This window comes from Campylobacter sp. CH186 (assembly GCF_004378925.1).
GTDB classification, from domain to species: Bacteria; Campylobacterota; Campylobacteria; order Campylobacterales; family Campylobacteraceae; genus Campylobacter_D; species Campylobacter_D jejuni.
In genome coordinates this window covers 74,016-85,986 of the sequence record NZ_RYYB01000006.1, presented here as the reverse complement: position 1 = coordinate 85,986, position 11,971 = coordinate 74,016, and the positions used below count along the sequence as shown (strand labels likewise).

The following is an 11,971-nucleotide window of genomic DNA, read 5'->3' as shown; positions in this document are numbered from 1 at the left end:
TATACCTAGTGAAAAACTAGGTATAAATTTTTCCTTCGATTTAAATTTTCATCAAAATTTCTAAAAAGTTTCCAAATATTTCTATATTTCCATTGTTTTAAATTTTAATATGGAGTAAAAATAAATGGAAAGAATATTGTTTTTAAAAAGTTTAGCTTTAGGTTCTATGGTGGCTTTTTTTAAGTTCAAATTTAAGTGCTTTTTATGCTTAAGGATAAGGATTTGTTAGGTTTTAAAGCTGTTAGTGTAAGCACACAAGATAAAGTTATAGTACCACAAGGTTATGAGGCAAAGGTTTTAATTTCTTGGGATGATTCACTTTTTAGTAAAGCAAAACTTTATGATGAAAATAAAATCATATGCAGTAAATCCAAGGACTAAAAATGTTTATGGACAAATTTTAAAATGGATGCCAAAAAATTCTCATAAAGACGATGATTTTACTTGGGAAATTTTTACTTTTGTTGGAAATCCTGATAACCAACAAGGCTTATATAAAGGCTCAAATAATATTACAAGTTATTATAAGTGAAAATAAATTTAATTCTCCTGATGGACTTAAATTTGATAGAGATGGAAGACTTTGGATACAAACAGATGGATCTTATTCTAATAAAGATGAATACGAAGGTATAGGAAATAACTGCATGCTAGCAGCAAATCCAAAAACAGGGGAAATGTTTTTTAACAGGGCCTATTGCTTGTGAATTAACAGGGATTGCTTTTAGTGAGGATTATACTACAATGTTTGTAGGCATACAACATCCAGGAGAAGATTTAAAAGGTAGTACTTTTCCTTATGGAAAAACGCCAAGATCGAGTGTAATGATGATAAGAAAACTTGATGGTGGAGTGATAGGAAGCTAATAAATTCCAAAAACTTAAGGCTTGGAATTTAATCACTGTATTAGCAATTACCAGTTTTTAAATATTTTATAATAGCTTTGCTAGCACGATAGGCTAAAGCATTTAAGGTTAAGGTAGGGTTGTAGCCTAGATTATGTGGAAAATTCCTGCACCTACGACAAAAAGATTATTAACATCCCAATGTTGTAAATAAGGATTAACTACACTTGTGTTTTTATCTGTACCCATTATAGTTCCGCCGGCAATATGTGTAAAAGTATACCAACTATTTGAAACTACTCCATAATCTCCTAATTTTGGCGAAGTGTAAATATTTTGCGCTCCCATTTCTTGCATGATGCTTTTTAGTTTTGGAAGCATAAAATTATAAAGATTTTTATCTTGCTTGGTAAAATTATAGGTTACGCGGATAAGTGGTAGTCCATAAGTATCTTTATAAGTTGGATCAAGGGATAAATAATTACCTATATAAGGAATAGATGCACCCTGAGCTCCAATATAAGTAAATCGAGTATAATTATAAATAGAAGCTTTTTTAAATTCGACTCCCCATGAAGGTGTGTTAGGTTCTGTAGAGTTTGAAGCTATAGGACGATCCCAGTTTTGAGAAAGTCTAAAACTTGCACCGTGGATAAAATCAAGTTTGGAATGATCGAAATTATCCCCATTAAAATCATCTATCCAATTGCAAAGTGCCCCAGCTCCAAGATAAGATTAAATGGATCTTTTAAAAAACCATTAACACTAGGTGTGATTTGATAGCTATAATTTTTTCCTAAAGTTCCTTTGCCTGTTTTTGGATTATAAATTTCGCCTATATTAGAAACCATTAAATTAGCATTGTTGAAAACATAAGAGCCTAGCATAACCACTTCTGCAGGCTGGATAAATTCTTCTAAAGTTAAAGTATTGATAAATTTTACCCCTGTCTTTACCATCTTTATGCAAAATTTCTAACACATTAGCATAAGTTTTAATATCTAAATTTTTTGTTGCTAAAGCTGAAGGTATGGTTGTTACTATAGGAAAAGCTTTAGCTCCATATTCGCAACCAAAATACTCACAAAAAGCACAATACTGACAGGCTCCCAAGCTTTGTTTGTCAGGATTTGTATAACTTTGAGAAGAATTTGAAGCAGGAACCATGCAAGTATGATACCCTAATTTTTTAGCCGCTTCTCTAAATTTTTTAAGCATAGTATTTTTCCAAAGGTGGATTAGGATAAGGATTGCTTCTTTTTTCTAAGAAAGGACTTTTATCTTCTCCAGAAACCCCAATTTTTCAACTTTATCATAATAAGGTTCCATTTCACATAAGTTACACCCCAATCCTGTATAGGATAATCTTTAGAAATTTTTATTTTTACTATAGCGTTCTTCGGTTTTGCTTTTTATTTCAAAATCATAAGGTAAAAAACGATAGCTCATACCATTCCAATGAACTCCTGCTCCACCTACATTATTTCCCACATCAAAAGTATAGTAATTTTTCTCATAGGCAAAGCCATTTTATCGCCTGAATTCCTAAAACTTTGAGTTTCTTTGCTTAAATCCTGTTTCATTGCAACATTATTGACATATTTATATTCATCGTGTGCACCCAAAAAATCAGAAGTATCTTGATGTCCATCCCTTTCTAAGGTGACAACTTTAAGTCCTGCTTTAGCGCACTCATTTGCAACAATAGACGAACTCCAACCTAAACCTATAACAACAATATCTGTTTTTTAAGTATTTTTGCCATTTGTATTCCTTTAATGCGACATATCAGCCAAAGAAATAGGCTCTATCACTTCAAATTTATCTCCATCTAAAACTTGAGCTGCGTAAGTCATTTGTGCCCCTGGGAATTTTTTCATACGCCAAGCTTGTATATTTGCATTGCCACTATAAATTGGATCAGCATAAACTCCTGCTATAGTTATGTTTCTTAATTCTGTGAAAAAATCACTCGCCTTTATCTTATCTTCAAAAGAAACCTTGGTTTTATCTTGCTCAAAAGCTCTTAAGACTTCATCTTTTTGTTTTGCGCTAAGCTTTACAAAGCCTTTTTTATAATGAAGTTTTACTTCTTCATCTAAAGCATTAATTCCCATTTTAAAAAGTTCAGCTCTAGTTAAAGGATATTGATAACCTTGATTTTTCTTTCCTTGTATCAAAGGTCCAAAGCGATAATCTTTTGCTCCACTTCCGTGTAATTTCCTGCAAGTTCATTATCTATAAAAATAGCTATACCTAATTTTTTAGCACCTGGTCCTAAATCATCTTTGGGAAAAATTCTTTCTACTGCTTCACTCAGAATATCAATTTGAATAGAATTCAAATTGTTTTGATTGTGCGTATGAGCAAAAACCATACTTGGTGCGCTAGCACCTACTAAAGCAAACAAAGATGAGGCTTTAAGAAAATTTCTGTGACTTTGTTTTTTGTCTATGTTTATTCCTTCCTTATTTTTTTAACATAAGTAAGTTATAGCTTTTAATATAAAAATATTAATTTAAAAAATAATATTTTTATATTTTTTTAAATATATAATTATGTAATATTATTAAATATAATTTAAATTATATTTAATAATATTTATAAAACATTATGAAAAATATTTTATATTTTTAAGGAGTGTTGATATAAAGATTTAGGCTAGGAATTCTAGCCTAATAAGAAAAAATCAATGCAAGCTTTCTATATAAGCCATAGCACTTAATGCAGCTACAGCTCCATCACCTGCAGCACAAATAACTTGCTTAGGTGCATCTTTTCTAAGATCTCCTGCGGCAAAAAGTCCAGCAACGCTAGTTTGCATTTTAAGATCAACACTTACTTGCCCAGCTTCTTCCATATTGCATAAAAACTTACCATCGTCTTGTTTTAAAATTTCATTTCTTACATTAAGACCAACAAAAGTAAAAATTCCTGGAACATTTAAATCTCTAATACTACCATCTTTTAATTTTACTTTTACACCAGTAACACCCATTTTATCACCATATACTTCATCTACGCTTGCACTAGTAATGAGTTCTATTTTTTCATTTTTCTTAACTTTTTCTACTGTAGATGGAGCTGCTCTAAATTCATCTCTGCGGTGGATAAGATAAACTTTAGAACAAATATTTGCTAGATACAAAGCTTCTTCTAAAGCTGTATCTCCACCACCTAAAACTGCAACTTCTTTATTTTTATAAAAAAATCCATCACAAGTTGCACAAGTGCTTACACCTTTTCCAAAAAATTCATCTTCGCCTTTAAAACCTGCTCTTTTTGGAGCTGAACCTGTACAAACTATCACAGCTTTAGCAAGTTCTGTTTTGCCACCTTCTAATTTGATGGTAAAACTTCCATCACTATTTTTTAAAATTTGCTCTACTCCAACCATTTCATGTTTTAAACCAAAACGCATACATTGTTCATTCCAAGGAGCCATAAAAGAAATTCCATCCATAACTTGGGCTACACCTGGATAATTTTCTATTTCAGAACTTGAGGTAATTTGTCCACCAGGCATACCTTTTTCAAACATTACTACATTCTTAAGACCACCTCTAGTTGCATAAAGTCCGGCACTAAGTCCAGCAGGACCTCCACCTATGATTGCTACATCTAACATTTATATTTCCTTTATATTGAATTTTATTATTAATAATGATATAAAAATTATTCTTAATAGTAGTTAATAAAAATTATTATTTAGTATAAATTTGAAATTTTTAAGAAGAAGGCTAGTTATACTAGCCTTTAGTTTATAGTAAAGAGTTTAGTTTATCGCTAATTGCTTGTTTAGATTGTGCACCAACGAGTTGATCTATAACTTCACCATTTTTAAAGAAAATAAGTGTAGGAATAGAGCGAACACCAAATTCAGCTGCTAAATCACCTTGTTCATCTGTATTTACTTTGCAAATTTTAGCTTTACCATCGAAGTCATTTGCAAGTTCATCAATAACTGGAGCAAGCATTCTACAAGGTCCGCACCATGGAGCCCAAAAATCAACTAAAGCTACACCTTCTTTTGCTTGAGCAAAATTATCACTTGTTAATTCAATATATTTTCCCATAATTTTTCCTTTCTTTAATTTTTGTCTAATTGTATTTTATTTTTTTAAATATCAGCTTAAAAACTTATATTTTCGCAAAATTGTATCACATCATTTTTAATGCAAATCAGATCAATCTGAAAATCCGATGAAATTCCATTTTTAAGATGATAAAATTCTATAGTTTTTAAAATTTTTTCAAGTTTTTTTCTATCCAAACGCTCAGAAACTTCATAGTTATTTTGAGTAAATTTAACCTCTATAAAATGTAAAATTTCATCTTTTTTGGCTATTATATCGATTTCTCCAAATTTAGAATGGAAATTTCTTTTTAAAATTTCAAAGCCTTGTTTTTTTAAAAATTTACAAGCCTTATCTTCACCTAAAATTCCATCTAAATAAGCTTTTAAACCCATTATTCTATACGCATCATAAAAGGCTTGGTTTTTATAAAATCTTGTTTGCGTAAAATTTCAAGCAAATTTTGTATGCTTTTTTCATAAGTTAAATGCGTAGTAAAAAACAAAGTACTGTAATTTTCATCATTTTTTTTAGGTTTTTGTAAAAAACTATCAATAGAAATATTATTTTCACTCATCAATTGTGTGATTTTAGATAAAACCCCTATTTTATCTTCAACTTTCACCCTTAAATAATATTTTGTATAAATTTCATCTTTGCTTAAAAGCTCGTATTCTAAAGTATTCACAAAACCAAGCATTGGTGCTTTTACCTGATCTCTTGCTATATCCATAAGATCTGAAATCACAGCACTTGCAGTGGCCTCTCCTCCTGCTCCTGCTCCATAATACAAACTTTCACCCAACAAATCTCCATTAATGCTTATAGCATTCATCACTCCATCAACTTTTGCAAGCATTTTTTCTTTATCTATCATAGTAGGATGCACTCTTAATTCTACTTTATTTTCACGCACCTTAGCTATACCTAAAAGTTTTATGGTAAATTCAAACTCATTAGCAAAATACATATCTTCAGGCGCAATTTCACTAATACCCTCGATCAAAATATCTTCAGGTTTAGCTTTAAGATTATAAGCGATACTTGATAAAACAAGCAGTTTATGTGCTGCATCTTGTCCTTCTATGTCAAAAGTTGGATCAGCCTCTGCATAACCTAAATTTTGAGCTATTTGTAAGGCTTGTTCAAAACTCATATTTTTTTGACTCATAGAACTTAAAATATAATTACTCGTGCCATTTAAAATCCCTTTTATAGCCAAAATATTATTTGCACTTAAACCTTCTTTTAAAACCTTGATAATAGGAATTCCTCCAGCCACACTTGCTTCATAACCAAAGGCTAAATTTTTAGCCAAATTTTCAAGTTCATAACGATGATAAGCAAGCATAGCTTTATTTGCAGTAACAACAGCTTTTTTCTTTTTTAAAATTTCACTCACTATTTTAAAAGCTTCATCCACTCCACCCATTAACTCCACAAAAACATCTACATCAGCATTTAAAATTTCTTCAACGCTATGAGTAATTGGAATTAAAGCATTTTTTTTAGGACTTCTAGCAAGAGCGATCACAGGAGTTATGCTTTGACCGCACCTTGCACGAATGAGTTTATCATTTTCTAAAAGAAATTTAACCACCGCACTTCCAACAGTGCCATAACCAAGAATCGCTACTTTCATAACTTACTCTTTTAAATATTTTTTGATATTGCGTGCAGCTTGACGTATACGATTTTCATTTTCAATTAAAGCAATTCTTACATACTCATCACCTGCTTCGCCAAAACCTACCCCAGGACTTACTGCAACACTAGCACGTTGTAAAAGTTGCTTTGAAAATTCTAAACTTTTTAAATGTCTTTTGCTTTCAGGGAGTTTTGCCCAAACAAACATACTTGCTCTTGGTTTTTGAAGTTTCCAACCTGCATTTTCAAAAGCTTCAAGTAAAATGTGCATTCTTTTATCATAAGTTGCACGAATTTCATCCACGCAAGTTTGATCTCCATCTAAAGCTATGGTAGCTGCTACTTGAATAGGTGTGTACATACCATAATCAAACCAAGATTTTATTTTTTTAAGTGCACTGACTAAGCGTTTATTTCCTACTACAAAACCCACACGCCAGCCCGCCATATTGTAAGATTTTGAAAGAGTGTAAGTTTCTACCGCTACATCTTTTGCGCCTTCAATTTCTAAAATAGAAGGAGTTTTATAGTCATCATAAGTTAAATCTGCATATGCAATATCTGAAATAATATAAAACCTTTCTTTTTTTGCCGTTGCTATCAATCTTTCATAAAAACTTTTTTCACAAGTTACTGTTGTTGGATTATGCGGGAAATTAACAACGACATATTTTGGACGTGGGATGCTTTCATTTAAAGTTTTATGCAAATTTTCAAAAAAATGATTTTCATCAAGTTCAAATTTTTCATTATAAGCTAAAGGCATTTTTGCTACATTACCCCCTGCTATAATAAAAGCTTGAGTATGTATAGGATAAGCAGGAGTAGGTACAATAGCAACATCTCCAGGATTTATAATCACTCTTGCAAGATTTACAAAACCTTCTTTTGAACCCATGGTAGCTACAACTTCATTTTCAGGATCTAGATTAACATTATATTTTCTTTTATACCAATTACAAATTGCTAAACGAAGTTTATAAATCCCCATGGATGTAGAATATCCTGAGGTTTTATCTTTGTTAGCACTTTCGCAAAGTTTATCTATAATGTGTTGAGGAGTTTTACCATCGGGATTCCCCATTGAAAAGTCGATGATATCCTCTCCAGCATGTCTTGCTGCCATTTTTATCGCATTTACTTCTGCGAAAACATAATTTGGAAGTCTTTCTATGGTATTAAAACGGATTTCATCAAACATTTCTTAATCCTTATTTTTTAAGTGTGATTTTTAAACCCCTGCGTATATTATCTAAACTATACATATCGCTTACAATAGCATATATAGCACCATTTGGAATAAGTTCTGAAAAATGATTATTTTTATTTTCACTTTTTACTGCTTTAATTAGATTTAGATTTTTATCTAAAAAGAAGATTTTAGGAAACCAATTATCTAAATCATTTGCATCAATAATCAAATTTGTAGCATTTTTTAAATTAAGCACATAGTCTTTAAGGGGCTTTTCTAATGATTTTGGAGTATTTAAATTAACATTTGTGTTGGTTTTTAATACAGCATTGGAAAAATTTAAATCATATTCATAATCATATGTCCCAATACGCTTAATATTATCTATATAGACAGAATTTTCTTTTAAGAGATTATAAAGCGTTCCAGGATCTAAAACATATTGAGATTCTACTTGTATGGTATAGTCAATATTTCCTTCTCTTAAAATCAAATCTGTGGGGATAAAATATATGTATCCAGCATCTGTTAAAACATCAGATAAAATTTTAAAAAACATAACTTCATCAGCTTTTGCTTTAAAATTTAATCTTAGACTTTGAGGATTTGATAGTGTTAAGGCGATTAAAGAATTGGTTTTTAATATTTGAGATATTTTTGCAATATCACAATTTCCATTATTATCTATGTAAGAATTATTTGAAAATAATAATTCTAGTTGAGAATTTTTACTAGGATTGTTTACTAAATTTTTTGCCAAATCAAGACTTGAGATTGCAAAAGATATATTAACCCAAAGAGTAAGAATAATAATTTTTTTTACCATTCTTTACCTTTATTTAATTTTGCAAATTCAGCAGGTGAAATACTTGTAATTTTTCCATCTTTAATCAAGAAACGTTTTGAAATTCCTGCAGGAAATTTTTGTTCTTTATTTTCTTGATTAAACATTGTTAAAGCTGCAGCCCCTGTTAAAATTAACTGATCTTTATCTAAAGAAATGTTAAAATCTTTTTCTTTAACAAAGCTTGTTTTTTTAAGGTTTTTTAAATCTATCAAACCTATCCATATTTTGGAAGAAGTTTTAAAATGTGCTTCTTTTAAAGAATCAGTTTTTGGTGCATTTGTGTCTTCTTGGATTTGGGTATTTTTTTCTTCATCAAGTAGGGTTGTGTTATTTTCACTGATGTTATTTTCTATGCTTATGTTTTTATCATTTTCTTGTAATGAGATGTTTTGGCTTGGTAAAACGCTCTCTGTTTGATTTGTTTCTTGTGCTTTATTGTTGTCTATAACAACAACACTGTTTTCATCTAAAAATTTTAAATTTTCTTGTGCTTGTCCTATGATATCTATAACTGTTGCGCTAGTATTATTTTGTTCATCTTTGAAAAAAGTTTTAAGTGTATCAAAATAATAAATTCCACTTCCTATAATCACTAAAACAATAAGAACAATCAAAAAAGGCCAAGTGTTAGAGGATTTTTGACTATAAGCATCTAGTTTGGGGGTTATCATTTTTGATTTTGTTTGTGGAGTAGGATTGTTTTCGTTAAGATAAGCTTCATACTCTTCGTTAAAATCACTAAAGTCGAGTTCGTATTCTCTGCTTAAAATTTTAACAAAACCTTTAACATTAAAACGACTTAAAACAGCAAAATTCTTTTCTACTAAAGCTTCAAGAAAATCAAGTTCAATTTGCGTTTTTGTTGCAACTTCTTTTAAATTTAATTCTTGTATTTTTTTCCAATTAAGCATTTAACATCCTATCACAAAGTATTGCAAAAGCAGCGCTGACATTAAGACTATCAAAATTATTTTTCATCGCAATGCCCACACATTCATCGCATTTTTTTACAATTTTAGAGCTTAAACCAAAACCCTCACTACCCAAAACTAAAACTTTTTTACCATTGCTTATTTTTACACTGTGAATTTCTTTTCCCGAGCCATCGCTCGCATAAAAATAAAAACCTACTTGTTTTAGTTCGTTTATTACACTTAAAGCATCGTTGCTTATCACAATAGGTAAATCAAGAGCCGCTCCGCTGCTTGTGCGAATTACTCCTTCCATGGCTAATTTTTCACCAATAAAAATTAAAGCCCCAACCCCTAAAGCATAAGCTGTACGGGTGATAGCCCCTATATTTCCTACATCACTAATTCCATAAAGCATAACAATAAAATCATTTTTTTTGATCTCATTTAAATTTGCAAAAGAACTTTCTTTAATATCTAGCAAAAAACCTTGATGATTTCCACCTTTTGCATAAGCTTGAGCAGTTTTAAAATCAAGTTTTTTGATTTTAAAACCTGATTTTGCAATTTTGGAAAAAGTAGTTTTATCACATTCTTTTGCTAAATAAAGCTCATTGATACAGTCTTTATGATATTCTAAAATATAAAAAAATATTTGCTTCCCATAAACTATCATATTGAAATTTTACCTAATTTTGACTTAAAAGCAGTTTTTGATAAATTTCTTTTGCATTTTTTCCATTGAACTTTGATAATAATTTTGCTTTTGCTTTTAAAGGCAGCTCTAAATCCATAATATCTTTTTCACAAAGAGTATTTTGCAAAAAATTTTGTTCTTTTGATTGTAGTACTACAACCCATTCGCCGTTTAAATTAGACTTTTTTAAAATTTCAAAAAGCTCTTTAGCATTGCCTTTAAATTTATTTTCAAATTTTTTACTGATTTCTTTAATTAAAAAAATTTCTCTTTGACTATCTAGAATCATAATTTGTTCTATCAAAGATAAAATACGCTTGGGGGATTCGTAAATAATACTTGGATAAGGAAGATTTAAAATTTTTTCTATGTCTTTTTGTCTTTCATTGCCTTTATTTGCTAAAAAACCGATAAAGATAAATTCTTTTTGACAAAATGCTGAGCTTACAAGAGCAACTAAGGCTGCATTTGCACCTGGTAAAATTTCATAGGTGATATTATTTTCTTGTGCAAATTCTACCAAAGTCCTACCAGGATCACTAATTCCTGGCATTCCTGCATCGCTTAAATAAGCTACATTTTTTTCAAATATCTTTAAATCAATACTTGCTAAAACTTCTTTTTCATTATGAGAGTGTAAGGCTATAAATTTAGAAATATGTATATCAGTGTGAAATTTCGCATTTAATAGTGAAATCAAAGACTTGCTTACTCTTGTATCTTCACAAAACACAAGATTGCAAGTCTTTAAAAGTTCTAAGGCTCTAAAAGAAATATCGCTTAAATTTCCTATGGGGGTAGGAATAAAATAAAGCATAATTATTGCATTGCGTATTTTTTCTTAAATTTCTCTACACGACCTGCAGCATCTACAATTTTTTCACTACCTGTAAAAAAAGGATGGCAATTTGAACAAATATCTACTCTTAATTCTGCTTTGTTTGACTTTGTTGTAAAAGTATTTCCACAAGCACAACTTACTTTGCATTCTACATATTCTGGGTGAATTTCTTTTTTCATTAGTTTTCCTTAAAAATTAAAACAATAAGCCGTGATTATAAATTATTTAACATAAAAAAGAGATTAATTTAAGAAAAGTTAAAGCAAAATTTTTGAAGCTATGGCTATAATAGCTGTTTGACTTTTTAGAATATTAGAGCTTTTAAGAGAGATTTTCCGGTTAAACAATAATCTCTCATCATTGTTAAATCCACCTTCAGGACCTATAAAATATAATTCTTTTTCATCGAAATGACTTTGTTGTTTTCCTTGAAAATCAACCATAATTGCATTCGGAAATTTTTGAACAAATTCTTGAGTGCTTTGGTGGATAATTAAATCCATTTTAGTATTTCTACCGCATTGTTCACAAGAGGAAATAATGATTTTTTCAAATCTTTCTAAATCAATTTTAAAATTTCTTTGTGAAAAATTTGTAAAAACCAAATGTAGCTTTTTGACTCCAAGTTCATTTAAGAAAGGTAGAGTTTTTTCTAAAATTTTAGTATCTATAATGGCTAAGGCTAAGTTTAATTCACTTTGTTTTATATTTTGTGATTTTTTGTTTAAAAATTTTAAAGTGCAAGAATTTCTTGTTAAATTCAAGATTGTATAGTTATAAAGAAAATTATCTTGTAAATTTCTAAGATTTAGCTCCGAATTTTCCTTTACTCTTCTTGCTTTTAAATGGTTAAAGTTTTCACCTTGAAGTTGTATAAACTCTTCTCCAGCCTGCTTGTTATACAAAAATTGCAT

18 protein-coding genes and 1 pseudogene are annotated in these 11,971 nt (G+C 29.9%); 2 read left to right on the top strand and 17 right to left on the bottom strand.

From position 1 onward, the window contains the following. Positions 1–204 precede the first annotated feature (204 nt). Both ELQ09_RS06705 and ELQ09_RS06700 read left to right on the top strand, forming a co-directional pair. A complete protein-coding gene (locus tag ELQ09_RS06705; protein ID WP_134224907.1) occupies positions 205–381 on the top strand; it encodes an alkaline phosphatase PhoX in 177 nt (58 codons plus the stop codon). Beyond that, positions 368–867, top strand: a pseudogene (locus ELQ09_RS06700) (alkaline phosphatase PhoX); the annotation flags it as partial. The gene ELQ09_RS06705 and the pseudogene ELQ09_RS06700, both read left to right, overlap by 14 nt. 126 nt (positions 868–993) lie before the next feature. Here the strand turns inward: ELQ09_RS06700 and ELQ09_RS08440 are convergent. From ELQ09_RS08440 to ELQ09_RS06635, 17 genes are all read right to left on the bottom strand, one after another. Continuing rightward, positions 994–1,278: a GMC oxidoreductase gene (locus ELQ09_RS08440; protein WP_243833567.1), complete on the bottom strand. Its 285-nt coding sequence runs from the start codon at positions 1,276–1,278 to the stop codon at positions 994–996. 266 nt (positions 1,279–1,544) lie between these two features. Then, the gene (locus ELQ09_RS08435) at positions 1,545–1,697 is read right to left on the bottom strand and encodes a hypothetical protein (RefSeq protein WP_243834165.1); all 153 of its coding nucleotides are present in this window, start codon (positions 1,695–1,697) and stop codon (positions 1,545–1,547) included. Positions 1,698–1,701: 4 nt separating this feature from the next. Beyond that, positions 1,702–2,064, bottom strand: a complete 363-nt coding sequence (locus ELQ09_RS08430; RefSeq protein ID WP_240692721.1) for a hypothetical protein — start codon at positions 2,062–2,064, stop codon at positions 1,702–1,704. A gap of 150 nt (positions 2,065–2,214) precedes the next feature. Then, positions 2,215–2,337, bottom strand: a complete 123-nt coding sequence (locus tag ELQ09_RS08490) for a hypothetical protein (protein ID WP_257408068.1) — start codon at positions 2,335–2,337, stop codon at positions 2,215–2,217. 284 nt (positions 2,338–2,621) lie between these two features. Then, complete coding sequence (locus tag ELQ09_RS08320; RefSeq protein ID WP_180381620.1) at positions 2,622–3,026, bottom strand: gluconate 2-dehydrogenase subunit 3 family protein; 405 nt, start codon at positions 3,024–3,026, stop codon at positions 2,622–2,624. After that, a complete protein-coding gene (locus ELQ09_RS08315) occupies positions 3,023–3,256 on the bottom strand; it encodes a gluconate 2-dehydrogenase subunit 3 family protein (RefSeq protein ID WP_180752893.1) in 234 nt (77 codons plus the stop codon). Before ELQ09_RS08315 ends, ELQ09_RS08320 begins: the two co-directional genes overlap by 4 nt. Positions 3,257–3,535: 279 nt before the next feature. Then, positions 3,536–4,474 (bottom strand): thioredoxin-disulfide reductase, encoded by a 939-nt coding sequence (gene trxB / locus ELQ09_RS06685; protein ID WP_052782216.1) that lies wholly within the window; start codon positions 4,472–4,474, stop codon positions 3,536–3,538. A 133-nt stretch (positions 4,475–4,607) separates the two neighbouring features. After that, complete coding sequence (gene trxA / locus ELQ09_RS06680) at positions 4,608–4,922, bottom strand: thioredoxin (protein ID WP_002825604.1); 315 nt, start codon at positions 4,920–4,922, stop codon at positions 4,608–4,610. 56 nt (positions 4,923–4,978) lie between these two features. Further along, entirely contained in the window at positions 4,979–5,317 is a 339-nt protein-coding gene (locus ELQ09_RS06675) for a YraN family protein (RefSeq protein WP_070316682.1), read from the bottom strand. Beyond that, positions 5,317–6,564: a homoserine dehydrogenase gene (locus tag ELQ09_RS06670; RefSeq protein ID WP_002896293.1), complete on the bottom strand. Its 1,248-nt coding sequence runs from the start codon at positions 6,562–6,564 to the stop codon at positions 5,317–5,319. The genes ELQ09_RS06675 and ELQ09_RS06670 overlap by 1 nt, the downstream gene beginning before the upstream one ends. Before the next feature lie 3 nt (positions 6,565–6,567). Further along, complete coding sequence (locus ELQ09_RS06665) at positions 6,568–7,770, bottom strand: LL-diaminopimelate aminotransferase (protein WP_134263852.1); 1,203 nt, start codon at positions 7,768–7,770, stop codon at positions 6,568–6,570. Between the two features lie 10 nt (positions 7,771–7,780). Further along, positions 7,781–8,587, bottom strand: a complete 807-nt coding sequence (locus tag ELQ09_RS06660; RefSeq protein ID WP_070316680.1) for a hypothetical protein — start codon at positions 8,585–8,587, stop codon at positions 7,781–7,783. Then, entirely contained in the window at positions 8,581–9,519 is a 939-nt protein-coding gene (locus ELQ09_RS06655) for a hypothetical protein (RefSeq protein WP_070316679.1), read from the bottom strand. The genes ELQ09_RS06660 and ELQ09_RS06655 overlap by 7 nt, the downstream gene beginning before the upstream one ends. Continuing rightward, on the bottom strand, positions 9,512–10,195 hold the full coding sequence (gene rlmB, locus ELQ09_RS06650; RefSeq protein WP_002866330.1) for a 23S rRNA (guanosine(2251)-2'-O)-methyltransferase RlmB: 684 nt from the start codon (positions 10,193–10,195) through the stop codon (positions 9,512–9,514). The genes ELQ09_RS06655 and rlmB overlap by 8 nt, the downstream gene beginning before the upstream one ends. Before the next feature lie 13 nt (positions 10,196–10,208). Continuing rightward, positions 10,209–11,033: a 16S rRNA (cytidine(1402)-2'-O)-methyltransferase gene (rsmI, locus tag ELQ09_RS06645; protein ID WP_070316678.1), complete on the bottom strand. Its 825-nt coding sequence runs from the start codon at positions 11,031–11,033 to the stop codon at positions 10,209–10,211. Between the two features lie 2 nt (positions 11,034–11,035). After that, on the bottom strand, positions 11,036–11,236 hold the full coding sequence (gene rpmE, locus ELQ09_RS06640; RefSeq protein WP_002851603.1) for a 50S ribosomal protein L31: 201 nt from the start codon (positions 11,234–11,236) through the stop codon (positions 11,036–11,038). A gap of 78 nt (positions 11,237–11,314) precedes the next feature. Further along, positions 11,315–11,971, bottom strand: coding sequence for a 16S rRNA (uracil(1498)-N(3))-methyltransferase (locus ELQ09_RS06635; RefSeq protein ID WP_070316677.1), 657 nt, complete (start codon positions 11,969–11,971; stop codon positions 11,315–11,317).

Bases quoted from the DNA above. Each gene is read 5' to 3' on its own strand.
- ELQ09_RS06635 (WP_070316677.1), bottom strand. From the start codon at position 11,971: ATGCAATTTTTGTATAACAAGCAGGCTGGAGAAGAGTTTATACAACTT.
- ELQ09_RS06660 (WP_070316680.1), bottom strand. From the start codon at position 8,587: ATGGTAAAAAAAATTATTATTCTTACTCTTTGGGTTAATATATCTTTT.
- ELQ09_RS06705 (WP_134224907.1), top strand. From the start codon at position 205: ATGCTTAAGGATAAGGATTTGTTAGGTTTTAAAGCTGTTAGTGTAAGC.
- rlmB (WP_002866330.1), bottom strand. From the start codon at position 10,195: ATGATAGTTTATGGGAAGCAAATATTTTTTTATATTTTAGAATATCAT.
- trxA (WP_002825604.1), bottom strand. From the start codon at position 4,922: ATGGGAAAATATATTGAATTAACAAGTGATAATTTTGCTCAAGCAAAA.
- ELQ09_RS08430 (WP_240692721.1), bottom strand. From the start codon at position 2,064: ATGCTTAAAAAATTTAGAGAAGCGGCTAAAAAATTAGGGTATCATACT.
- ELQ09_RS06655 (WP_070316679.1), bottom strand. From the start codon at position 9,519: ATGCTTAATTGGAAAAAAATACAAGAATTAAATTTAAAAGAAGTTGCA.
- ELQ09_RS06665 (WP_134263852.1), bottom strand. From the start codon at position 7,770: ATGTTTGATGAAATCCGTTTTAATACCATAGAAAGACTTCCAAATTAT.
- ELQ09_RS06670 (WP_002896293.1), bottom strand. From the start codon at position 6,564: ATGAAAGTAGCGATTCTTGGTTATGGCACTGTTGGAAGTGCGGTGGTT.
- ELQ09_RS06675 (WP_070316682.1), bottom strand. From the start codon at position 5,317: ATGGGTTTAAAAGCTTATTTAGATGGAATTTTAGGTGAAGATAAGGCT.
- trxB (WP_052782216.1), bottom strand. From the start codon at position 4,474: ATGTTAGATGTAGCAATCATAGGTGGAGGTCCTGCTGGACTTAGTGCC.
- rsmI (WP_070316678.1), bottom strand. From the start codon at position 11,033: ATGCTTTATTTTATTCCTACCCCCATAGGAAATTTAAGCGATATTTCT.
- rpmE (WP_002851603.1), bottom strand. From the start codon at position 11,236: ATGAAAAAAGAAATTCACCCAGAATATGTAGAATGCAAAGTAAGTTGT.
- ELQ09_RS08435 (WP_243834165.1), bottom strand. From the start codon at position 1,697: ATGGTTTCTAATATAGGCGAAATTTATAATCCAAAAACAGGCAAAGGA.